This window comes from Lentisphaera araneosa HTCC2155 (genome assembly GCF_000170755.1).
In the GTDB taxonomy this organism is placed as follows: Bacteria; Verrucomicrobiota; Lentisphaeria; order Lentisphaerales; family Lentisphaeraceae; genus Lentisphaera; species Lentisphaera araneosa.
Genome location: NZ_ABCK01000010.1, coordinates 1 through 23,239, shown reverse-complemented (window position 1 = coordinate 23,239; position 23,239 = coordinate 1). Strand labels below are relative to the sequence as shown.

Annotated in this window: 18 protein-coding genes; 13 read left to right on the top strand and 5 right to left on the bottom strand. The window is 42.1% G+C overall.

Annotation, left to right across the window (positions count from 1 at the left end; all coding sequences use genetic code 11):
* The first annotated feature begins 75 nt into the window (after positions 1–75).
* The 9 genes from LNTAR_RS11460 to LNTAR_RS11420 all read left to right on the top strand — a co-directional run bounded on the left by LNTAR_RS11460 (position 76) and on the right by LNTAR_RS11420 (position 8,885).
* Entirely contained in the window at positions 76–1,245 is a 1,170-nt protein-coding gene (locus LNTAR_RS11460) for an alpha/beta hydrolase family protein (protein ID WP_007278874.1), read from the top strand.
* Between the two features lie 123 nt (positions 1,246–1,368).
* A complete protein-coding gene (locus LNTAR_RS11455; RefSeq protein WP_040914775.1) occupies positions 1,369–2,097 on the top strand; it encodes a hypothetical protein in 729 nt (242 codons plus the stop codon).
* A 23-nt stretch (positions 2,098–2,120) separates the two neighbouring features.
* Complete coding sequence (locus LNTAR_RS11450) at positions 2,121–2,351, top strand: hypothetical protein (RefSeq protein ID WP_007278872.1); 231 nt, start codon at positions 2,121–2,123, stop codon at positions 2,349–2,351.
* 380 nt (positions 2,352–2,731) lie between these two features.
* Positions 2,732–4,741 carry an alpha-galactosidase gene (locus LNTAR_RS11445; RefSeq protein WP_007278870.1) on the top strand — a complete coding sequence of 670 codons (2,010 nt, stop codon included), beginning with the start codon at positions 2,732–2,734 and terminating at the stop codon, positions 4,739–4,741.
* A complete protein-coding gene (locus LNTAR_RS11440) occupies positions 4,741–6,315 on the top strand; it encodes a hypothetical protein (RefSeq protein ID WP_007278869.1) in 1,575 nt (524 codons plus the stop codon). The genes LNTAR_RS11445 and LNTAR_RS11440 overlap by 1 nt, the downstream gene beginning before the upstream one ends.
* Positions 6,308–6,784, top strand: a complete 477-nt coding sequence (locus tag LNTAR_RS11435; protein WP_007278868.1) for an alpha/beta hydrolase — start codon at positions 6,308–6,310, stop codon at positions 6,782–6,784. Before LNTAR_RS11440 ends, LNTAR_RS11435 begins: the two co-directional genes overlap by 8 nt.
* 61 nt (positions 6,785–6,845) lie before the next feature.
* Entirely contained in the window at positions 6,846–7,460 is a 615-nt protein-coding gene (locus LNTAR_RS11430; RefSeq protein WP_007278867.1) for a DUF1670 domain-containing protein, read from the top strand.
* A 231-nt stretch (positions 7,461–7,691) separates the two neighbouring features.
* On the top strand, positions 7,692–8,477 hold the full coding sequence (locus LNTAR_RS11425) for a DUF1670 domain-containing protein (RefSeq protein WP_007278865.1): 786 nt from the start codon (positions 7,692–7,694) through the stop codon (positions 8,475–8,477).
* A gap of 54 nt (positions 8,478–8,531) precedes the next feature.
* The gene (locus tag LNTAR_RS11420; RefSeq protein ID WP_007278864.1) at positions 8,532–8,885 is read left to right on the top strand and encodes an alpha/beta hydrolase; all 354 of its coding nucleotides are present in this window, start codon (positions 8,532–8,534) and stop codon (positions 8,883–8,885) included.
* 38 nt (positions 8,886–8,923) lie between these two features.
* On the opposite strand, the gene uxaC is transcribed toward LNTAR_RS11420, so the two are convergent.
* Positions 8,924–10,327, bottom strand: a complete 1,404-nt coding sequence (gene uxaC / locus LNTAR_RS11415) for a glucuronate isomerase (RefSeq protein ID WP_007278863.1) — start codon at positions 10,325–10,327, stop codon at positions 8,924–8,926.
* Between the two features lie 171 nt (positions 10,328–10,498).
* A complete protein-coding gene (locus LNTAR_RS11410) occupies positions 10,499–12,592 on the bottom strand; it encodes a glycoside hydrolase family 52 protein (RefSeq protein ID WP_007278861.1) in 2,094 nt (697 codons plus the stop codon).
* A 227-nt stretch (positions 12,593–12,819) separates the two neighbouring features.
* Between LNTAR_RS11410 and LNTAR_RS11405 the strand changes: the two genes are divergently transcribed.
* The 4 genes from LNTAR_RS11405 to LNTAR_RS11390 all read left to right on the top strand — a co-directional run bounded on the left by LNTAR_RS11405 (position 12,820) and on the right by LNTAR_RS11390 (position 16,088).
* Positions 12,820–14,205, top strand: coding sequence for a GH1 family beta-glucosidase (locus tag LNTAR_RS11405; protein ID WP_007278860.1), 1,386 nt, complete (start codon positions 12,820–12,822; stop codon positions 14,203–14,205).
* Positions 14,206–14,627: 422 nt separating this feature from the next.
* Positions 14,628–14,849 carry a type II toxin-antitoxin system Y4mF family antitoxin gene (locus LNTAR_RS11400; RefSeq protein WP_007278859.1) on the top strand — a complete coding sequence of 74 codons (222 nt, stop codon included), beginning with the start codon at positions 14,628–14,630 and terminating at the stop codon, positions 14,847–14,849.
* Complete coding sequence (locus LNTAR_RS11395) at positions 14,836–15,147, top strand: HipA N-terminal domain-containing protein (protein WP_007278858.1); 312 nt, start codon at positions 14,836–14,838, stop codon at positions 15,145–15,147. The genes LNTAR_RS11400 and LNTAR_RS11395 overlap by 14 nt, the downstream gene beginning before the upstream one ends.
* Entirely contained in the window at positions 15,144–16,088 is a 945-nt protein-coding gene (locus LNTAR_RS11390) for a HipA domain-containing protein (RefSeq protein WP_007278857.1), read from the top strand. Before LNTAR_RS11395 ends, LNTAR_RS11390 begins: the two co-directional genes overlap by 4 nt.
* A 24-nt stretch (positions 16,089–16,112) precedes the next feature.
* On the opposite strand, the gene LNTAR_RS11385 is transcribed toward LNTAR_RS11390, so the two are convergent.
* The 3 genes from LNTAR_RS11385 to LNTAR_RS11375 form a co-directional block, all read right to left on the bottom strand.
* Positions 16,113–18,410: a glycoside hydrolase family 95 protein gene (locus LNTAR_RS11385; protein WP_007278856.1), complete on the bottom strand. Its 2,298-nt coding sequence runs from the start codon at positions 18,408–18,410 to the stop codon at positions 16,113–16,115.
* Positions 18,411–18,414: 4 nt separating this feature from the next.
* Positions 18,415–20,592 (bottom strand): carbohydrate ABC transporter permease, encoded by a 2,178-nt coding sequence (locus LNTAR_RS11380; RefSeq protein ID WP_007278855.1) that lies wholly within the window; start codon positions 20,590–20,592, stop codon positions 18,415–18,417.
* Between the two features lie 11 nt (positions 20,593–20,603).
* Positions 20,604–23,239: extracellular solute-binding protein (locus tag LNTAR_RS11375; RefSeq protein ID WP_007278854.1), on the bottom strand; the 2,636-nt coding region annotated here is incomplete at its 5' end.

Sequence of the window (23,239 nt, the reverse complement as noted above, 5' to 3'; positions counted from 1 at the left end):
TTTAGCTTACAACTAAACTAAAGATAAATATAAAAAGAGTATGTAGGGATTAATTCAAATGAGTTTTATACAACAATGAGTATTTTATCGAAAGCTGCTGAAAAATGGATAAATGAACCACCACCTAAAACATGGTTATGTTCGCATTTAGAGGAAGAAGGTCTAGAAGCTTTGTTTTATGAGAGCATTCCTTTTGAGAAGAAAGCCACAAGGGTCTTTGCTTGGGTTGGGTTACCTGATGGTGTTACAGATAAGGACTCTGTACCTGGGGTAGTTTTAATTCATGGAGGCGGTGGTAGTGCTTTTTCACGATGGGTTAAATGGTGGAATAAAAGAGGTTATGCGGCTATTGCCATGGATTGTTGTGGTGCAATGCCATTACCTAATACTGGAATAATTGGCAATGCAGATTGGCCAAGACATCAACATTCAGGTCCCAAAGGTTGGGGGGGGTGGGATCAAGCGACATGGGCTCCTGAGGATCAATGGTGTTATCATGCCCCAGCCGCAGTTATAAAAGCTCACACCTTACTAGCTTCATATCCTCAAGTTGATTCTTCAAGAATTGGATTAACTGGTATTTCATGGGGTGGTTATTTAACTTGTATGGTGGCAGGAATTGACCCGCGTTTTAAAGTAGCTGCGCCCGTATATGGATGTGGTTTTATTACTGAAGGTAGCGAATGGACAGAAAATGGAGCGATTAATGGTCTGACAAATGAACAAGCAGACTTTTGGAAAGCAAACTTCGACCCCTCACAAGTTTTACAGCAGATTAAAACACCAATGTTTTGGTTAAATGGTACTAATGACTTTGCTTATTGGCCATCAGCTTGGCAAAAATCAATTGATACTGTTAAAGGCCCATCTCACTTATGTATGAAAGTACGTTGGCCCCATGGTCATATACCAGAATCCGAAGAAACACCAGAGCTAGAAAGTTTTTTAAATACCTACCTTATGGAAGGTCGTCAATTACCTTATGTAAGCTCTCCTGTTATTAATAATAATACAATATCTATTCAATACGATGATGCTAAGCATCTACATCATGCGAATCTTGTTATGACTTTAGACAAGTGTAATTGGCCAGAACGTGAGTGGCATACTCTTAGTGCACAAATTAATATTGAAAACAATAGTATAACCGCTGATTTGCCCAATAACTGCACAGCTGCATACCTCAATCTTATAACAACAGGTTGGTTGACAGTTTCATCCAAAATTATTATTTTTACTAAATAGCTTGGATATATATAAGTCCCTATAAATAAAAGCTTAGATGGTACTGCAGTCGTCTTTGTAGATTGATATTCTAATCATTAAAAATGACTGCTTTTAGCCGTCAATTAAAACATGAAAACAAAAATGAAACTAAAATATTTATCAACATTACTCTTACTCATTCAAGGTTTATTTGCGCAAGTCGCAAGCAATGTCAGCGTTTATTCAAACGTCAAAGGTGATTTAGCTATAAGTTCCCAGGCTTTTAATCAAGGACAAGCTGCTTGTAGCATTGATTTAGCTGGTCAAGGCAATTTGCAAGCGAATCAGGTAGGCTCAAAGGGCTATGTTATATTTCGCTATCAGGCAAAAGGCTACGAACCTCATTTCAATGTTGGTCTACCTTTTGAATTCATTAAAGTTACTAATGAAAAGACGGTTCGTAAGGATCGCTTGCACGACAGCCTTAAGAAGCGTGAATTGAATCTAATTGTTGATGGCCAAGAGGCTGGTTCACCAAATCAAGCAGGGAACTTATGGAAAGCAAACAAAGAGATCGCGGCTTATTGGGACTTTAAAGTGACAAACGAAATGCCGAACTTAATTACCGTTGTAACAGCTAAAGCGGGTGTAGGTGAATTAGCCATTGCCCCTCTTGATGATCCAACTAACAAACAAATCATCACTAGCATTAAAGCCGAGCAGGGTGCCTGTATTATTCAATTTAATGCCAAGGGGAACTTCCGCCTTTACCTGCAACAAAAAGCTTACGCTGATAAAGAAGAAGAGAAAAAGCGTCCAGCGGCCAATATCTCGGTCATTTTCTTAGATGAAAAAGCTCAAAATAAAGAAATTAAAACCATTTCAATTTAAAGGTCAATTCTTAGGTAATAATAATGAAACTTAACAATACTTCCCTCAGTCACATACGTGGCTTTAACTACCAACCTTCCTTTGCAGGTCACGGTATTCCCCGTTGGCTGGATCGTTTTAATACTGCAACAATTGAAGAGGAACTGCGCCGGGGGATTAACTATTTCCCTTGGTACAACACAACACGTATTTGGTTGTTGCTTGATGCCTGGTGGGTCAACCGTGAATTATTTTTGCGTAAGCTGCAAAAATAAATCGAGATCAATCGCAAGCTTGGTTTAAAAGTTATTCCTGTCTTATTCAATAGATGCCCTGGTATTCCCGTTTTTGGATTTTTTACTTCAACCGATGCCGATCGCATCTTAAAGTGCAAACATCCCGATGAGGGTGGTCACAACTTACGTGTGCTTTATTTGGATTTCGTCAAGGATATTGCTGAATTGTATGCAAAGTTGTCGATAAACTCAAGAGCACTAAATTCTACTTGAAATTGAACTTTATTTTTAGACATAATACATCTCCTTTTTTAGACGTAATTAATATTCTATAAAAAAATTAGTTGTATCAAGTTTTTCAATGTTAGCTGGCTAATCGTGAAATTTTATAATAAAAACAAAACAAAAGAGAATAAATAATGCAATTTACATATGAACTAGGGAGTTTCAGTTTTTTTGATACATCTGGACATGGTTGGAAGAATTTTCAATTCGAACTCAACGGACAACTCAGTTCTAGTTATACCGAATTAGAAAACAAGATCACGTCCACTGGTGGAACTGTAAAACTTGCAGGGCAGGGCGTAAACGAAACGATTCACTTTACTACAGATGCAGCTGCATCCAGTCTTGTGGTAAGCCGAACCATCACCAATACCGAGGATTCTCCATTAGTATTTAAATCGGTTAGTGATGGAATCCTGAGCGCCGATGGAGAAATTTGTTTTGATGAACCTTTTAGTCCCATTGATTATTATAAATTACGTTATTTTCATTCGTCGAATATCAAAACTGAAAAGTTTCCACGTTTCCGTGTTGAGCATCCCTATGTAAAATGTATTCCTTATGATGCGGTGCATTTCAATCACGATGAAGCCAATCACTTTCCGGTATTCGGTGTTACTGCTGACCGTGATTATGTTTGTACTTTGGTGCAAGGTGATTTAAACCAAGTACAATTCGAGCGTTCTTGGGAGCTCGGCTTGGATGGCATTTCTGAATCTAAACTAGCCAAGACTTACAAAGGGATTCAGCGTTTTACATTAAGTAATGGCTTTAGCCTTGCTGCAGGTGAGAGAGTTGAAGTCTCTCGAGTCTTTTATCAACTAAAGTACGATACTCACCCTCAATATGCCTTCGATGATTATGTGGCAAAGCTTAACCAGCACCATAACTTTCAAGGCAAGAATTCAAAGATGTTGCGCGAAGGCGTGTTTTGTACTTGGAATTATGGAACCTTTGGCAATATCACAGAAGATTTGATTCTAAATCGAGCCAAGGCCATGGCTGAAAACATGCCTAATTGTACTCATTTCTTGATCGATGATGGCTACCAAGCATTACGCAATTCCTATAATAATCCCAATGCTGGTATCGATTCATTTTATCCTGTACCAGTTGAGGGTTACGATAAAGAAAAGTTCCCCAATGGTATGAAAATCGTGGCCGATGGCATTCGTGACTTAGGTCTAAAACCCTGTATTTGGTTATCGCCAAAAGTTTACTTGTCCTCACCCTTAGCAAAGGAAAAACCTGAGTGGTTACAGAAAGATAAAGATGGTTCAGTTCGAATTATTGGTCAATCGAGTTTTCTTGATTTATCCCATCCCGAAGCCAGAGAGTTCTATTTAAAAGTTCTTGATGCACTCTTTGTTCAGTGGGGTTTTGAGGGTGTGAAATACGATTTTATGACTCAGTGGTTCTTGAAAGAAGATAGTCGATTTGGCCATAAAAGTGGTATAGAATGGCGTGATTTTGCCTTTAGCGAAATCCGCAAACGCATTGGCGATGAAGGCTTTTTTATGACCTGTATTGCCTTTAGTGCAGGCAACCCTTTTCCCGGTCTAAATGCCGATTCCTATCGTTGTGGTTTCGATATCCACGATGGAACCTGGAGCGAGCAGGTTCGAGCTTGCTCGGGCACATTGGCTCAAACCATGATTAAAGGCAAAGATACCTTCCTCCTTAACATGGATAGCCTTGGCTTTGGTGACAACCCAGAAAACGAACAGTTTTTCCGTCTCAATTGGTGCTACATCACGCAAGGTATTTTAGAATTTGGTGGTAAGTTGGAAGAACATACACCCGAACAATTCACCATCTTTAATAAGCTCTTAACTAATGCGGATCGTGGAAATAAAGTACATGTACTCGATGACAAAGCCTTCACGGGAGAGCCCTTGCCAGAGATCTTGCAGGTGCGCTACGAAGATGACGGCCCCATGAAACAAGCTGGCGTGAAGCAACATATTGCCTTCTTTAACTGGTCCAATGAAAGCAAGCTCATCACCCTTTCTTTAGATAAAGCTCAACTTTCTGCTAAGGAGCAATTGTCTGACTTTTGGAGCCATGAGTCCATAACAGTCAATGGTCAGTATTTGTGCGTGGAACTAGCGCCGCGTAGCTCTCAGCTTATTGAGGTAAAATAATGTCTCCACTCATTATGGACATGGTTCACCACAACCCAGGTGAAGCCCTTTTTGAAACACCTTTTAATGAGGCGGATTACATAGCTGAAATTGGCTATAATGCCAAAGCTTATTTTCTCTTCGAGTCCCCCAGTTTAGCAATTGATTGGCGCAGTGTGGACGTGGATGTATTTCCAGAGGGTTCTGAGTCAGAAAAGTGGCTAAAGCAAAAGCGTGAGAGCATTCTTGCGCAACACGCAAAATGTCGTGCTGCGGGCTTGGCTATCTATGCTCAAGCGGACATGGTGCTCCTCCCCAAAAGTCTTATTCAAGCTTATGGTATTGAAAAAGAATTTGGTGACCCCAAAAATCCTCTTGTGGTGGATTTGATTAAGAAACAGATTGCCGAATCATTTGAGCAATTCCCCGACTTGGATGGTTTTCTTTTTCGTATTGGCGAGACCTACTTGCACGATGCCCCACATCATCAAGGAGCCATTAAAGATAAAGACAATACCCAAGAGACCATCATTCCTTTGATCAATTTGTTGCGCGAAGAAATTTGCGTAAAGCACAAGAAAAAATTGATTTTCAGATCTTGGCTAAGCTTTGACCGCGATCCCGAACAATACGCTCTCATCAATCAGGAAGTTGAACCTCATGAGTACTTAACTTTAGCTGTAAAACACAGTGAAGATGATTTCCACCGTGGTACTGCTTTTAGTCGAATCATAGGGCAGGGGCGTCATCCCCAGATTATTGAAGTTCAGTGTTCTCGCGAGTATGAGGGCAAGGCAGCCCACCCCAATTACATCGCCGCTGGGGTAATCAATGGCTTTGAGGAAAACCTTAATCAGGGTTTAGAGATCTATTCCCTCAAAACTTTTGTTGATCAGACGCCAGAGCTTTATGCCGGGGTTTGGACTTGGTGCCGTGGCGGTGGCTGGAATGGCCCCTTCGCAGCTAATAAATTGTGGTATGAGCTCAATGCCTGGGTGATTGCCACTTGGGCACAAAATACCAGCCAAAGTGAAGAACAGGTCTTTGAACGTTATTGCAAGGAAAAACTCAATTTAGATGAGGCATCAAGTCAACACTTTAGGAAGCTGTGCTTATTGAGTTTAGACGGTGTGATTCGCATGCGAAATACCCTAGAAGGTGATGTGGACTTGTGGTGGGCCAGAGATATGGGATTTGCTTGGCCTAAGTACATTCATGACGATCAAGCGACCATCGAGAAATGCCTAGCATTAAAAGATGAGGCCGTGGCAATATGGCAGGAAATGTGTTCCTTAGCAGATCAAATTTCTTGGCCAGATGAGGAACTTGCGGACTTCGCAAAAGGTTCTGTTCACTATGGTTTAGGCGTGGCAATGATTTATCGTTCGCTCTTTTATGCTGATGCTGCGGTACGTAATGACGATAAAGAAGCAATTATTCAAGGCATCGGAGATTACGATCAAGCTTGGGATTTTTACGAATCATTACCTAGCAAGTTCAAGAATTTATCTACTCAGTACCAGAAAGATTACTGTTTACACTTAGACCCCGCCGAAAATGTTATCCAGGAACTTAAAAAGAAATACAATGTTTAAGCTCTACGAAAAAATGGATCTTTGGCCGGATTTGCCACAGAAAGTGACTTTGCAAAATTTCGCTCTTGAAAATGGTGCACACTTACCAGCTTTCTTAATTTTACCCGGGGGAGGCTATCACACATGTGCCAAGCACGAAGGAGCTCCCATAGCCGCTTGGCTCAATAGCTTGGGCATAAGTACCTTTGTTTTGGAATACTCCGTGGCGCCGGCTCGTTATCCTCAGCCCTTGATGGATGCGCGACGTGCCATGCAGTTCTTGCGTTTTCACGCCGAAGAATTAAGCATAGATGCCCAACGCATAGGTGTGATGGGCTTTTCGGCTGGAGGGCACCTCGCCGCTAGTTTGAGTAATCTCTATTCAGAAGTCAAGCAAGACTATGATGATGAATTGGAGAAGATGAGCGCTAGACCAGACTTGAGCGTTTTCCGATACGGGCGTATACCCGCTAAAGATTTAGGGCTCTAAAAATAGCATGGGACATCCCTTATATTAATTGTGAAAAAGCAAAAACAATAAGGAGTATCCCATGATATCAGATACAATAAATCGTAAAGAAGACAGTAGCAAACGACTTGCGCTCAGAAGTAATACCTCAACCCTGGTTAATGTCATTGTTGAGGGAACCAGTTGCTCACGCTTTGAATCAGAAGTCATAGCCGACAAAGCAGTGGAGGTATTTGGCATCGGCCCATATAGTCCAGACGCCGAACTGCAGCCAGGTCAAATGAAATGGAAGGCAATAAGTGCTTTGGAACCTGCGGGAAAACCTCTAGCAGCTTGTCAATTCAAAATCATCACCCTTACGGTTCACCAGCTTGAGGATGATCAAGAAGTGTATTTGAAGTATGGCCGCTCAGCCAAGCGAGCCAATCAAATTGTTCGGATGTGTGAGGAATGCTATGATCAGGAGTGTTTACTGACTCAGGAAGATTTAGCTTGCATACTGGATTGTGATGTAAAAACGGTGCGCAATGACATTCGTGATTATCAAAAGAAACATGAATGCCTTGTTCCAACCCGGGGAAACAAAAAAGATATCGGCCCAGGTATTACCCACAGAACAAAAGCCATAGAGAAGTTTATCCAAGGTGAATGTCCCGAGGATATAGCCCGTAATATGCAACATCTCTCAGGGCTATAGAGCGTATATCACATCTTTTTGTCGTATAGTCCATTGTCAAAGCGAAGTTTCTGATACTTTGAAAACATCCTTGATCGTAGGTTGTTCATTAGCTTTGACCAACAAATGCCTTGACCTTCGAGATCAGTATATGAAAACAGCTGCGTACCGTGAGCGCTTGGAAGAAATACAGACTATGGGCACCCGTTTTTGGGAAAGTGTAGACTCTAAAAAAAAGGCTGGGCAATAGACATGAAAGATAAACTCGTTAATAAAAAAGAGTCGAAACCTGAGCCAGCCTGGACTAAAAAGGATTTTAAAGCTGTACTCATGAATTTCTTTCTTCAGCATTGTCCGCAGCTCGGTGGCGAGCTCTTAGTAGAACGTCTTGTTTTAGAGCTCATTAAAACTATTGAAACCTATTATCCAGCAACAGAAAGAATGAAAATGGGACAAGCTTTGTGGTACGCAGTTGATGCCGCAGAAACAGCCGGTTATGGCAAAGCCCTTGAACGATGTAAGCTCGTTCCTGTTGTTTTAGATATGATTCACGATGATGATATTGAAGCGTATTTAGCCAAGGAGAAGAAACGTAAACGCAATATAACGAAGGTTGTTCGAATCTTTGATCAAACTTATCAACAGGGAGGCGTCTTAACCCTTGCTGATGCTGGCGCCATCATGGGGCTTTCTCCAAGTACAATCTCTTCATATCTAAGAGAATATGAAAAAGAACATAACAGATTGGTCCCTCGGCGAGGTACAATTCATGATCTTGGTCCCACGCTGACTCATAAGCGTATTATTTGTATAAAACATTGTTATGAAGGAAAGTCTATTGAACAAACCGCTCGGGAAACAACACACTCAGTTCGAGCTGTTACGCGATATACCAATGATTTCAAAAGAGTTCAGACTTGCTTAAAGGAAGGTTGGAAAGTCGAAAAAATAGCTGCCGCTACAGGATTATCGAAATCTTTGACTCAGGAGTATATAGATCTAATTGAAAATAAACCACAGGAGGAGACAGAAGGCTGATTAAGAGCTAAAATCAACTACAGGGTATGTTCCCTTGCGGGCATAGACCCTTATTTGTGTTACCCCGTTATCTCTTGGGGAGAATTCGCTCACCTGGGCTCAAAAGAAAATTTATTGGGCCAGCAGGCCAGTGAGGCATTAGTGGCAAAAACCTCCATGGAAAATGCGGTTCACGCAAAAACTCCCCCAAGTTTTATTTGGCATACGGTTGAAGATGGAACCGTTCCCGTGGAAAACGCCTACCTCTATGCCATGGCTCTACAAAAACATAAAATTCGTCATGAACTCCATGTTTACCCAGATGGACGCCACGGTTTGGGCTTAGCCAAAGACCTGGCTCGAAGCAGCAATCAAGCAAGTCAATGGTGTCAAGCTTGCGAAAACTTCCTCTATAAAGAAGGTTTTTGATAATAAAGTCATGAATGAATTCATGACTTTAATTTTTTTTAAAGATTAAAATCGAAGTAATTGGCGGCGTTGTTGTAGGAGATATCGGCAATCATGGGGCCAACTAAGTTGAGGTCGGCTGGGACTAGGCCTTTTTCCATGTCTTTACCAAGAATATTACACAGGATGCGGCGGAAGTACTCGTGGCGAGTGTAGCTCAAGAATGAGCGGCTGTCGGTGAGCATTCCCACAAATTGTGATAGGGAGCCAAGTTGAGAGAGAGCTTCGATTTGATTTTCCATGCCATCTTTTTGATCCAAGAACCACCAGCCTGAACCGAACTGCATTTTGCCCGCAGCTGAGCCATCTTGGAAATTGCCAATCATAGTACCAATCACATGGTTGTCGCCGGGGTTGAGGTTGTAGATGATGGATTTTGCCAGTTGATCACTGGAATCTAGGCGGTCAAAGTAGCGACTCATAGCTAATGCCGTATTGGGCGAACCAATGGAATCAAAACCCGTGTCGGGCCCAAGTTGATTATACATTCTGGTATTGTTGTTGCGGATGGCGCCATAATGAAATTGCTGTACCCAGCCTTTTTCGTGATTCCACAGGCCAAAATGATACATCATGCAAGATTTGAATTGCAGGTCTTCCCGTTCACTAACTTTTTCACCAGAACGAGCTTTATCAAAGATTTTTGCGATGTCCGCATCGCTGTATTCGCTAGCGTAGAATTCATTAATGCCGTGGTCACTTAGGCGGCAGCCATTTTCATGAAAGTAGTCTTGGCGGATTTTTAAAGCTTTGAGGTAATCGTCAAAACTATTGATTTGGAAATCGGTGATCTCTTGGAGTTGGGCATACCATTCAGTAAAGACTTGGCTTTGATCCACGGCCATGGCTTTGTCAGGACGCCAGGTGGGGAGAACTTTTACTTGGAATTGATCGGCAGCAATTTGTTTGTGCCCACGCAAATCGTCGATGGGATCATCTGTTGTGCAGACGAGTTTTACCTTACTCTTAACCATCAGTTGACGAGCTGAAAAGTCATCTGCTTGAACAACTTTGTTGGCCTCGTTCCAAATTTCCTCGGCTGTATCAGGTCCTAGAAGCTTATCGATATTGAAGTAACGTTTGAGCTCCAGTTGCGTCCAATGGTAGAGTGGGTTACGCAGGAGTTTAGGCATGCAGTCGGCAAAGGCCTTAAATTTTTCCCAATCGGAAGACTCTCCAGTGCAAAAGCGTTCATCCACGCCATTGCTGCGCATGGCGCGCCATTTGTAATGATCGCCATAAAGCCAGATTTGAGTGATGTTTTCCCAGCGCCTATCTTCGGCAATTTCCTGGGGGATCAAATGACAGTGGTAGTCAATGATGGGCTGATCTTTTGAAAACTGATGATAAAGGTCTTTGGCGTACTGATTTTCAAGTACGAAGTCGTCGTGAATAAAGTTCATGTGCTGATTCCTAAAATTTGTCTATTTTAACTATTTCTAAAGGGCTTACAATTTGTTTTTTATGCTCATTGTAAAATTTGTTTCTTTGGCTCAGAGAAAGCACTTTCAAATTTTTAATAAGATTCTTTAAGTGAAGTTCTTTACGTAATACAACTTGATTATTTTTTATGATTAACAAGTTTCTTTGAGCCAAAGGATGTTACTGACTATTCTTGGGTAGTAGAGGCTGCCAATGGCTTGGCCGGAAGTGAATTGATCTGAGCAGGCATGGTACTTGGCGCCTTCCCGTTGCCAGCGTGCGTGGGCTAAATCAGCTTGTGCCGAGGCATCTTTGAGGTCAATCTTTAGGATTTCGCGAGCGACGTATTGGCAGATAGAGATTTTGCTCATCCAAGAGTTGTCCGCGGTCGAGGATAGCTTCCAGGCTCCGTCGGGGTAAAGGCAGGCGTCGGTATTGTGAATATTATTAAAGTGGCGTTTGAGCACCTTGATGTATTGAGCAAAAGGACCGTCTTCGGAGCAGTATTCTTTGGAACCAAACTCCCATGGGTAAACCAGGGCTTCGATGGCTGGAATGATAGCACTCTTGTTGTCATTTTCTAAAACAGCGGGGATAAAGCCTAGGTCTTCGTCATAACCTGCACACAAGGCTTTCGCCGTTAACTGAGCAGCAGAGAAGGCTTCTTCGCTCAGTTTTGTATCAAGACCTTTGAAGAGGTCGTGAATGATGAGGTAGGATGCCCAAGCTTTGCCTGCTAAATAAATGTTGTTGCGCGATTGACCGAGGGAGTGATCTAGTGAATCATAGGTAGTTATTTCGCCGCCACCCTTGGTCATAGAACTCTCAAAAGACATCAGGCCATTGCGTTTTGCGGGATCGGGATTATCGCGATTGAGTAAGCTCGTTAAACAATCTTGGAAGATACCTCGGTGACGAGTGAAGAAGTCAGTATCTTTATTTTGACCAAGGTAAACCCCGGCAGTTAAAACCCAGTTACAGAGTTGTTCATAGGTCATGAAAGAGAAACATTTGCGATCAAGGCCAGAAGACTCATAACTGGAGTAGGGTTCAGGACTGAATTGATTAGCAACCCCCATGTCGTGGGCAAAAGATACGCCACCGGGGTAGAGCTTTTCAGGATTCTCCGGTGAAAAGACCTCATCGTAATAACGGTAGTGGGAAACAAAGTTCTCGAGAACGTTTTTAACCGTCCAAGGATTGAATTTAAGCTCGAAGAAAAGCATGTCAATTGTGAGGTCAAAGGTGTTCATCATCAAGTATTCACCTTCATTGACCACCCATAGAGGCTTATCTGATTCAATTAAAAATTCAGTTGAGCCATAATAGCTTCTCGTGGCATGGGCGATGAGAAATTTTTGTTCATCGTTTAGGTCTGTCCGCAAACTCAGCTCTTCGTCGCGTTTTGCGGCCAGCGCAAAGTAACGACCTTGTTCCGTCATGGCATAGTTGATAACATGTTTGATGTCGGTAAAAAGCTTGGTGTAGTAGTATTTGCTCGAACGATTAAAAGTGGCTTTGTTTTCTAAATAATAGGCAATGCAGAGAACTAATTCTTTTTGTTCTCCAGCTGGGACTGTGATTTCTAGGCCACAGGTTTGCCCCAGTAAGAAGTGGGGTCGACTATGGTCCGGATCTAAAGCCGTATCATGGGTGAAGTCCATAAAGGATTTAGCTTCTTGATCTGTAGTCGCCACAGCCAGTTGATCACGACTCACCCCGCCGATGACTTGTCGATTGTTGTCGCTGTCTAGAGCTGTCCATCTCGTGTCGGGACTGAGGGCAAAGAAGCCTTGCCAGTCTTCGCTACTCTGATTGTCGAAAGTCAATCGCACTAGGGTGGCGGGGCAGGTGGCAAAACGCATTTCATCATCACTTGCTTGTGCGGGATCGGGGATGCTGTCAAAGGGAGATATGACTTCCATTTGGATCCCCGGTGCCGAGAACTTATCCGTGGCCCAGAGGTATTCGCGCTCAATATTTTCCTTAGAAAAAATGACATCGGGAAGAATTTCGGCGTTTTCATCGCTGACATAGCGATCTTTTTCACTTTCGAGCTTTTCGAAGAAAGGGAAATAATGGTATTGACCGGATGCAGTGCGGTAGCCTACGAGAGTTGCGCCTTCAGCAACGGAGCCTTTTTCTGATACGGCACCACTATTGGCGTGGTGCATTCCTAATGTGAAAGAGCTGTGTGCCCCCATCGGGGAGTGCTGGGCGTGGAAGTCGGGGTTTTCTGGAGTCATATCTATATTTCCTAACATTTATTAAGTTAAATTAGGTTATTTTTAAATGGATTCAAGTTATTTTTAATATTTAAGGGAGTGATATTGTCACTATTTCTTAATAGGTAGATGTGTCAGCAAATTTATTGAAATAAACTATTTAAATTAGTTTCAAAAAAGTTATATAAGGTTATCATGTATTTTTGTACAATACTTTTCTAGAAAAATGATGATTAAGAGGTTTGATTATGTTTCCAAAAGATTTTGTATGGGGCTCAGCTACTGCTAGCTACCAAATAGAGGGTGCGGTTAAAGAAGCAGGTCGTGGGATGTCTATATGGGATATGATGTGTTACACCCCTGGAAAGATTGCCAATAATGAAACAGGCGATGTGGCTTGTGATCATTATCATCGTTTTGAAGCAGATGTAAAATTGATGAAGTCTTTAGGCTTAAAAGCGTATAGATTTTCTATTGCATGGCCACGTATTCAAGCTGATGGTAAAGGTGAGGTTAACCCCCGGGGTATAGCCTTTTATAACAAACTCATTGATTGCCTATTAGAACATGATATCGAGCCATGGGTAACACTGTATCACTGGGATCTACCCCTAGCATTACAGGTAGAGCACGATGGCTGGCTCAATAAAGATATAGTTAGTTATTTTGAGAAATATGCTAGAATTTGCTTCGAGAATTTTGGTGATCGGGTCAAGCATTGGATTACCCTTAATGAACCCTGGTGTTCAGCTGTCTTGGGTTATGGTTTAGGCGAGCATGCCCCCGGTCGCGTCTCTAAAGTTGAACCTTACCTTGCGGCGCACAACTTATTACTTTCCCACGCAAGAGCCGTTAAAGTTTATAAAACAGAGTTTCAAGATCAAGGTGGAGTCATTGGCATCACGAATAACTGTGATTACCGTTATCCATTGACGGACTCAGCGCAAGATCGAGAGGCGGCACAACGCAGTTTAGAATTCTTTTTAGCCTGGTTTGCCGATCCTGTTTGGAAGGGTGATTACCCCCAAGTTATGAGGGAAGTCTTAGGTGATCGTTTACCGAATTTTACTGAAGATGAGAAAAAAGAACTGGTGGGTTCTAGCGACTTTTTTGGTCTTAATCACTACAGTTCCATGTTAGCTTCTGAACCCAATGCAAGTCAATTGGAAGAGCTTAATTTAGCTGGTAATGGAGGTATGATTGATGACCAAAATGTCCATTTATCAGTTGACCCCAGCTGGCAGCAAACTCATATGGGGTGGAATATCGTACCTGATGGTTGTCGACGTTTGCTTCATTGGATAAAAGAACGTTATGGTAATCCTATTATTTATATAACTGAAAATGGCTGTGCTTGTGATGAGCCCAATAAAGAAATTGCATTAAATGATACTATGCGCGCAGATTTTTATAAATCCTATATAAAAGCATCTGGTCAGGCGATAGAAGAGGGGGTGGATTTACGGGGATATTTTGCCTGGTCTTTGATGGATAATTTTGAGTGGGCCCACGGCTATGGCCAGCGCTTTGGTATGTGTCATGTAGATTACGAAACGCAAGAGAGGACGCCTAAGTTATCGGCTAATGTTTATTCAGACATCATCGCCCAGAATGGGGTGGTGGAGAAAGTATAATACTTGTGAGTGACTTTTCTAAACTCTGAGATCGTGTGATAGGTATTTTGTATTGTTCGCAAGAATTCTTTCTTCAGTATTTTCTAGTTATAATAAGTTATTTTATATAAAGGATAAATTGATATATTTAACTTTATATATATAATTTTTATATTTAAAAATAAACCTTTTAATTAACCGTACATGATTGTCGTGTTAACCAAATTATAGTAGATATTTGATATATGGGTGATTTTTTTACATAAAATTACTGCTTAGGTGGTAATTTAAGTTTGAGAAGGACTTATTCTTCTCTCCTTAAGCTCTTAAGGGATTTTATTACTGCTGTAGCAGTAATTATTTCATATTTTTATATATATTAACTTGACTGTAATCTATGTCAGTAATATTTTACTGCTATAACAGTGATAAGGATGGATTTTATGAAAGAGATATCGAAAATAATCAAAGAACATCGAAAGTTAGCGGGCCTAAGTCAGATAGACCTAGCAAATCTATCTGGAGTAGGGAAAACGACTATTTTTGATATAGAAAAGGGGAAAGAGTCAGTTCGATTTGATAACTTACTTAAGGTAATAGATATACTGAATATACAAATAAAATTAGTGAGCTCAGTTAAAGGTGATTTAGATGAGGAAAGTTGAGGTCTCCTTACATGGTGAGGTAGCTGCAGTACTTATTGAATATGATCAAAATCATTATTCTTTAGAATATTTAGATGCCTACAATGGAGACCCTATTTCAAGGGCTCTACCAGCTTCATCATTAATCTATGAGTTTGATCATTTCCCTGCATTCTTTGATGGTTTATTACCGGAAGGTTTACAATTGCAGTACCTATTAAAAAGTATGAAGATTGATGAAGATGATTACATGTCCCAACTTATTGCTATTGGGGATGATTTTGTAGGAGCCATTTCAGTTAGGGAATTGGTAGAATGAAGACCTGTTTAATCTCAATGGAAGATGTTTCTCAAGCAGACTACACAGCTAAAGTTCTAAGGAAGTTAAATCCTAAACTTCGTTCATTGAATACCTTAAACTATACACAAGAACAGCAGATTATTATCAGTAGAAATCAAGTAGATAAAATTTCTATTCAAGGGGTACAGCCGAAATATAGCGTGCGGCTTAATTTGAAAAATGAATGTTTTGATTTAGTAGAAAAATACGGAACTTTTATCGTAAAACCTCAAAATCCTGAGTGGGTTCAGTTTCCTGAAAATGAAGCGTTTACGATGCACATGGCAGATCATTATGGCATAGAAACTCCACTCAATGGTTTAGTTAGGTGTTCGGATGGTTCCTTGTCCTATTTCATCAAGCGTTTTGATCGCATTGCTAGGAATAAAAAATTGCATGTAGAAGACTTTTCTCAATTAGCAGAACTGAATCGAAAAAAGAAGTATAATTATAGCGTAGAAAAACTGATGACTTTGATTGAGACTTATTGCAGTTTTCCTAAAGTCGAGATGCTTAAGATTTTTAGATTACTTCTGTTTAATTTTGTCTTTGGAAATGAAGACATGCACCTCAAGAATTATTCTATTATCACTACTAAAAAAGGCGTGATTCAGCTATCGCCAGCCTATGATTTATTAAATACGACCGCAGTCTATAGGTTTTATGATAAAGAGTTTAAAGATATTGAGCAGAGTGCCTTAACTATCAATGGCAAAAAGAACAACTTAAAATCAAATGACTTTAAACTGATGGCTGAGAGGATGAAGCTTCAAACAAGACTTATTGATCAAGCTTATGAAGATTTAAATTCAACAATAGCTCATAGTTACAAGCTGATCAATAAGTCTTTTATGTCAGATGATATGAAGAAAGTCTACTTAGAAGTTTTGAAAAAAAACTCCCAGATTTTGTTTTCTTAGATCACGCTGAAAGAGATTGATAATTTAATACTGATAAGGCTCTTTGGCTTGCAGTTTAATAACTTGTTTTTGACTATTGAAAGTCACAGTGACTTCTTGATCAAAATCTGAGAGGAGCTGGAAGCTAGTTACTTTTTCATTTTGCCATTCTATATCGACTTGAACTGAACCACGAGCTCTTAGACCAGAGACTCGGCCTGTGGCCCATTGCTTTGGTAGGCATGGAAGTAGGTCAATGCGTCCTTGGTGGGATTGCAGGAGCATTTCTGCTACCGCAGCGGTGCCACCAAAGTTGCCATCAATTTGGAAGGGTGGGTGGTCGTCAAAGAGATTGGGTAAGGTGGAATGACTTTGCAGGGCGTGGAAGTTTTTATAGGCCTTTTGCGGATTGCGCAAACGAGCGAAGAAATTGATGATCCAAGCGCGACTCCAGCCCGTGTGGCCACCGCCATCGGCGAGGCGACGATCTAGGGTGATTTTTGCGGCTTGCGCAAAGTCAGGGTTTTTGTCTACATCGATTTCATTACCTGGGTGGAGAGCAAAGAGTTGCGAGATGTGACGATGACCTTGTTCGATTTCGTCCCAGTCCTCACTCCATTCCATGATTTGTCCATGTTTGCCAATTTCTAGAGGAGGAAGTTTGGCGAGGATGCCGTCGTAGTCTTGGTCTAAGGTTTTATTGAGAAGCCTCGAAGCTTCTTGAGTGGCGAGAATAATTTCACGAATAATGCTGTTGTCCATAGTGGGGCCAGCACAGATGGTGCCGTATTCCCCATTGGGGAGCAAGTAGGTGTTTTCCGGTGAAACTGAAGGGGACGTTACTAATTGCCCCTTAGGATTCTCACAAAGGAAGTCCACAAAGAAGAGGGCGGCATCGTGAATTATTTGATAATATTTACTTAAAAAATCACGATCTTGGGTGAATTTATAGTGCTCCCACAAATGCAGCGCTAACCAAGCACCACCCATGGGCCAGTAAGAGGCGGTAACATTGCGATCAGTAGGGTAGGTATCGTAAGTATTATCAGTATTGTGGTGACAAACAAAGCCACGGCAATTGTACATTTTTTTGGCTGTTTCCTGACCATTGATATGGAGTTTTTCTAGCATATCAAAAAGTGGTTCATGACATTCGCTTAAATTGCAAACTTCAGCGGGCCAGTAATTCATCTGAATATTGATATTGATAGTGTATTTGCTGCCCCAGCTTGGAGAGAAGCTATCGTTCCAAATGCCCTGTAAATTAGCGGTCATACTTCCCGGCCGTGAACAAGAAATAAGCAGGTAGCGACCAAAGTTAAAGTAGAGCTGATCCAGAACTACATCACTTTGATTATTTTGCGCTTTGCGCAAACGTTCATCGGTGGGGAGGTTTTCATCATCTTGATGAGCAATTTCAAGTTTTACGCGCTTGTAGAGCTTTTGGTAATCCTCTCTGTGACGAAGATATACTTCTTGCCAATCAAAGTTTTTCTCTAGGCTCTTTTTGAGTGAAGTCATGGGTGAATTTTGTCGCACTGAGGTGTGACCACAGATAGCAATCACTACTTCGTCGGCATCTTTGATAATTAGGCTCTCACCAATTTTTTCACAGCTGCCACCTTGCACTTGTGTACGTAGGCCAGCGACAAAATCTATACCTTCATTGGAACCTGTTCTGCCTTCGATGAATAAGCTATTTTCCACTGGGCTACTCACTTTGTCGTAATGACGAGTTGAGTACATGGCGGCATCGCCGCGCTCAATACGCAGTTTAACATTGATGGATTTTTTTTCGGAAGCACTTAAACGTAGGTAAATGAGGTCGTCTGGAAATGAACTGATGAGCTCGCGTTTATACTTGATTCCCGCTACTTCAAACTCGGTAGTGATAATGGAATTCTCTAGGTCTAAACTTTTGCGGTAATCGCTAAAAGCCGCCTGATAAATTTTTCCGTAGGCCAAATCCATGGGGTCAAAATTATTGGGATCGACCTGTTTGTAGGCTTCTTTAGAATACTTTTGCGAGATCAGCAAATCAGCTAGGGGCTCGTAGTTGCGCATGATGGGGGGAAGACCCGTCACGGCTTCTTGGGTAAGGGCTTCGGCCTCGCTGAGCTTGCCGTCAAAAATGAGTTGGCGAATGCAGTCTAAGTTTGGTAGGCAATCGGGGTTAAAGCGATCGCGTTGACCACCGTTGTAGAGGGTGTCGTCATTAAGGGCGATACGCTCTTCGTCGATATCGCCAAAGACCATGGCGCCAAGTCGTCCGTTACCAGCAGGAAAGGCACGATTCCAATCAGCCCCGGCGGGCTGATGGTGGAAAATAGTTTGTGTTTGCATGGATCTATTTCATTGAAGGGACAACAATTCCCTTCAGGATGATTTTTTGCGTTGAGAGGAAGACGATCATGGTCGGAATGGAAATAACCACAAATCCAGCGCTAACAATCCAAGGGGATTCCTTCCACCATTGTGAGGCTTGGTACATCCAAACTGCGAGGGTCCACATATCTTGGTCCTGACAGATAATGAGAGCCCATTCCCAGCCATTATAGGCTCCAATGAAAGCACTCACACAGTTAATGGCTAGGATAGGCTTAACCATGGGCATGGCAACCATTTTAAAGATTTGCATTTCACTGGCACCATCAATAGTGGCAGCCTCATAGAGTTCTTGGGGTAAGGAGTCAAAGAAGCCCTTGAGGATAAATATCGCCATGCCATTGGCGGCACCAGGGAGAACTAAGGTAGTAAAGGTATTGAGCATGCCTAAGTCGCGCATTAAAAGGTAGGCTGGAATGGCCGAAACCATGGCAGGGAAGGCCATTGTGGCGAGCATGAAGAGGATGACTTTACTTTGACCGGGAAGGTTAAAGCGACTGAGTGAATAAGCACAAATTGGATTAATCGTTAGAGTCGCGATGATGGTGAGTAATACCAAGATAAAGGTGACGCCAAGGGCCTTGCCATTGAGGATTAAGAAATCAAAAATCATGCGGTAATTCTTGAGCACTGGAGTTTTGGTCATGGCGCCTTCGTTTTTGAGGAAAGTTGATGTGTAGGCCGTGGCAAGGGGAGGAAAGGCCTCTTCAATACGGGCGAGTTCCCAGCCGTAAGTTTGATTGACTTTTTCCACATTGCCGTATTTTTCTGTTAGGAATTTTTGGTAGGCAATTTCCGAGGACGTTTTTTGGTGGTACTTGAGCTCCAAAGACTTAATGAAATTCATCCAAATGGAACGAGCATTTTGTTCCTCTTTGCTAAAGCCTTCGGGTGCAGAACCCGTAACCTGGAATTGATCCCAAGAATCATGGTTGGTACCGATGAGTTCATTGGCAATGCGAATGACTTTTATCTCTTTCTCAATGAATTGAGTGTAGAGTTTTTGTGTCTCTGCAGTTACTTCGAAAGAGCTGAGGCGTAGGGGGTATTTGTTTTTTACAAAATACTTCCATAGCTCCTGCATTTTTGGTCCAAAATCTTGTGGGATAGGAAAAGGAGTGGTGTTGAGCTGAGTATAGTTTGTACCCGCTAGTTGATTGTATTCGGCAATAGTGAATTTTTGCGATAGAGCAATTCCCGCAATGTTTTGTGCTATTTCATTTTCACTGAGGAAGCGGTACCATTCTGCTCTAAGTGCAAAGGGGATAACCATGGAAGCAGGTGCTTGTTGAGCCTTAAATTGTTGCCAAGTGTCGAGAGTTTTTTGATCGGCATCTTGCGCAATGGGGAACTTGGCAGCTAAACCTTTTGACTGAGCGTATTCGAGCCATTGATCTTCTAAACCTGGAACAAACATTTGCTTGCGGTAAGCATCCTTGATCTTAAGATAATCAGCGTATTTGGGGTCCATAGCTGGTGGGTACCAGGATTGGAACTCCATAGGGTATTTACTTTCAGAGCGAAACTTGATTGCGTAATAAGTGGCGTAGGGCGTTTGCCAAGTATCTGAAAGAAGTTTTAGCGAGGCAGCTCTTAGATCACTGTTGGAAAGATTTTTTGCCTCAGGGTGTTGCTGCAGGTATTGATCAGTGTAGTACTGACGAAGGAATTCGATAGCCTCAATTTGCTCAAGACTAACTTGTGTATCCATCATGGGATAAGTGTCCATGAACTCAGAGTAATCTTGTGCGATGAATTCTTGGCGTTCACGATCTGATCTAAAGACCTTGAGGTATTTGAGTGCGAACTCATCCGAGAGTTCGGTGTTTTCGCCAATTTTCATCCAAGAAGACCAATGAGCTGGAGCCTCAGTGTAATAAGCTCGGAACTGACGGTCCCAGCCTCGGTAGTTATTAAAGTACTTAGTCAGCTCCTTAACATAACGATCTTCTTGTGAGTAAAGAAAACGCGGCACAGGACTGAAGCGTTGGTAATCGAAGTCATTAGTGGCGCTGCCTCCAACAGTAATGAGGAAGGGGACGACCATGGTTATCGCCATAAAAGACAATAAAATGTATAGCGAGAAGAGATAGAAACGGCTTTTCCAGTGCTTGCGACCTACGGTTGGTAAATGTGACATATCAGTTCCTCCTATTTAGCTTTTTTGTATTCGATTTTACCGAGGAATTTGATCTGGAAGTAAGTAAATCCGATCAAGAGTGAACCCAGCACCCAAGCCATGGCGGTGGCCATACTGAAGCGTAGGTTATTGTAAGCTTCTATCCAAATCTTGAGGCCCACAACTGTGGTGGACTCACCTGGCCCCCCGAAAGTCATGAGGAAGATATTGCCCATGTTTTGGAAAGTACCGATGAAGGCTCCTACAAAGTTGATGATGATTAATGGGAGAATGCTCGGTAGGGTGATTTTCTTAAATTTTTGAAAAATTGATGCCCCGTCAATGTCCGCTGCCTCATACATATCTCTTGGAATCGAGCCTAATGCCGCCAAGTAGATCAGAGAAGCCATACCCATAGAGGCCCATACCGTTGGTATAACCACACAAAGCATAGCTAATTGGGGGTCTTGTAACCATTGTTGATGATCGATGTTGACAAAGGGGATGTGGTTCATAAAAGTGATGATTTGGTTAAAGAAACCCTGGGGAGTGGGTTCGTACATTAACTTCCAGAGAAGAGCAATGACTAGGCCCGAAGACATCTGTGGTAAGAAGAATAGGGTACGATAAAAAATCTTGTATTTAGGGATATCAGTCAGCATAACAGCTAGAAGAATAGGAGCGGTGAAAGCAAAAATCATATTGAGCCCCACAAAGTAAAAAGTTCGACCAATGGAAGCCCAAAAGCTCTTGTCTAAAAAGAGAGCAATAAAGTTGTCCAATCCAACAAATGGTGAATCACCAGTGATTTTATAGTCTTGGAAAGCCATAACCATACCCTTAAAGAGTGGATAATAAGACCAAAGAGCTATAAGGAGTAATGCTGGCAGTACCATGCCCCAAGCGAGATATTTATTATAGACATTGCGTGCGCCTTCTTTCTTAGTAAGTTTAGAATCGTTATTCTTGAGATTGTTTTTGACGATTTTGACCACCAATAAGACCATAATAAGGACTATAATTCCGAAAATAATGCGGGCATTGGGTCGATATTGGTCAAGTTTTTCGTCTGTCATGGCAAACATCATGCCGCCGTTGGCTTTGGTATTAACTGCTTTTAATGCTGTGTCGTAATCAAAATTTTCACCTGTTTGAGAAATGATTAAACTTAGGACTTCGCGATTTAGAGCGCCATCAACGGTATTCCAGAAACCCATGTAAGGCTCTGTCGCAGCGGCAATTTTCCCACTATCCATTTTTTTGAAATTATCTTTAATCGCTTGGGGAATCTCCGCCAAATACTCATCATAACCGAGGCGCTTTAGATCGCTGGGCTTGGCAAAACGGGCCATGCCGGAAAGGACTTTTTGTTTGACGGCATTATCACGCACTTCTTTATCGCTTAGTGCGGTAGCCACTTCCCAGATTTTATCTCTTTCAGCTTTGGATCTTCTAGCTACACCTTCATACATGACGATATAGTGATTCTGGATTTGGACAGCTTGCGTTGCTTTAGGGCCGGGGCCTTTTGGGAAAGGAAACCAAGAAAGGAGATCTGGACTTATATTAACTTTTTGTCCCATGCTGTTGAGGTCATCGGCGAACCAAGTGACCATAGCAGTACGACCATTAGCTAAATAATCGAAGGCGCTCTCACCGCGTTGACCTGTTTGGCCAATGGCTGTGCCTGTATAGAGCTCTGCTTGAGTAAATGAAATCTCTTTGCCATCAATTTTAACGGCACCTTTGGCAATATCCTCCTTCGTTAAATAAATGCTTTTGCCCGTCTCCGGGTGCTTAATCCATTTTTGCCAGATGAGATCGTGATAGAGTTTTGCGGCTTGCGCAGCTTCTGGAGAGTCAAAGTTAGCTTGCCATTCAGAGGGGACATTAGATAAATCTTCTCCACTGGGGCTTTTGAAACTTATTGCATCAGCTGGAAAAGCAATTTTTTCGCCGCTTGTGGGGCTGGTTTTGTACTGTACAATTGGTGAACCACCAGCACTTTGGATCCATGGGAGGAAGGTGAAACCATAGGGTTGTAAGCCAATGCCACGTTGAGTGATCAAACCCGTTTTATCTTTCTGAGTTAGGGCATCGCACCAATGACGGAATTCTTCCCAGGTTTCAGGTGGGTTATTGGGGTTTAAACCAGCCGCTTTAACTAGGTCAGTTCTGAAGATGACCCCCATGGTACTTTTTGTAGCTTGAGGAATACCGTAGATCTTGCCATCATGCATAGCAACTTTACGCCAGAGTGTGGGGACATCTTTCCAGCCATCCCATTTAGCTTCGTGATCATCAATTATTCCGTTGCCATCTTCATCTTCACCAATCCATTCATTGAGTGGGTAAAGAAAGCCATTGCGTACTTCGGAACCGATGACGTGGAACCAAGCTTCGCCAAGATCGGGTGCCGTGTCACCGGCGATGGACATCATCAAACTAGCTTTGGCGCCGCCACCAGGCAACTCAATTCCACCCCATTGCTGGATACTGATGGTCTTGTCTTCTTGCATTAAATCGATCAAACGTTTAGTCGTGGGGAGTTCTGGTTGGTTGGGTCGGTAAAAAACACTTACGGATACGTCGTAAGGCTCAACTTGTGTCGATTGAGACCAAAGCGAGCACGTGATAAGTATTAGACTAAAAAGAAATAGACGCATAT

Excerpts from the sequence above, each read along its gene's own strand:
- LNTAR_RS11460 (WP_007278874.1), top strand. The coding sequence starts at position 76 with ATGAGTATTTTATCGAAAGCTGCTGAAAAATGGATAAATGAACCACCA.
- LNTAR_RS11455 (WP_040914775.1), top strand. The coding sequence starts at position 1,369 with ATGAAACTAAAATATTTATCAACATTACTCTTACTCATTCAAGGTTTA.
- LNTAR_RS11450 (WP_007278872.1), top strand. The coding sequence starts at position 2,121 with ATGAAACTTAACAATACTTCCCTCAGTCACATACGTGGCTTTAACTAC.
- LNTAR_RS11445 (WP_007278870.1), top strand. The coding sequence starts at position 2,732 with ATGCAATTTACATATGAACTAGGGAGTTTCAGTTTTTTTGATACATCT.
- LNTAR_RS11440 (WP_007278869.1), top strand. The coding sequence starts at position 4,741 with ATGTCTCCACTCATTATGGACATGGTTCACCACAACCCAGGTGAAGCC.
- LNTAR_RS11435 (WP_007278868.1), top strand. The coding sequence starts at position 6,308 with ATGTTTAAGCTCTACGAAAAAATGGATCTTTGGCCGGATTTGCCACAG.
- LNTAR_RS11430 (WP_007278867.1), top strand. The coding sequence starts at position 6,846 with ATGATATCAGATACAATAAATCGTAAAGAAGACAGTAGCAAACGACTT.
- LNTAR_RS11425 (WP_007278865.1), top strand. The coding sequence starts at position 7,692 with ATGAAAGATAAACTCGTTAATAAAAAAGAGTCGAAACCTGAGCCAGCC.
- uxaC (WP_007278863.1), bottom strand. The coding sequence starts at position 10,327 with ATGAACTTTATTCACGACGACTTCGTACTTGAAAATCAGTACGCCAAA.
- LNTAR_RS11410 (WP_007278861.1), bottom strand. The coding sequence starts at position 12,592 with ATGACTCCAGAAAACCCCGACTTCCACGCCCAGCACTCCCCGATGGGG.
- LNTAR_RS11405 (WP_007278860.1), top strand. The coding sequence starts at position 12,820 with ATGTTTCCAAAAGATTTTGTATGGGGCTCAGCTACTGCTAGCTACCAA.
- LNTAR_RS11400 (WP_007278859.1), top strand. The coding sequence starts at position 14,628 with ATGAAAGAGATATCGAAAATAATCAAAGAACATCGAAAGTTAGCGGGC.
- LNTAR_RS11395 (WP_007278858.1), top strand. The coding sequence starts at position 14,836 with ATGAGGAAAGTTGAGGTCTCCTTACATGGTGAGGTAGCTGCAGTACTT.
- LNTAR_RS11390 (WP_007278857.1), top strand. The coding sequence starts at position 15,144 with ATGAAGACCTGTTTAATCTCAATGGAAGATGTTTCTCAAGCAGACTAC.
- LNTAR_RS11385 (WP_007278856.1), bottom strand. The coding sequence starts at position 18,410 with ATGCAAACACAAACTATTTTCCACCATCAGCCCGCCGGGGCTGATTGG.
- LNTAR_RS11380 (WP_007278855.1), bottom strand. The coding sequence starts at position 20,592 with ATGTCACATTTACCAACCGTAGGTCGCAAGCACTGGAAAAGCCGTTTC.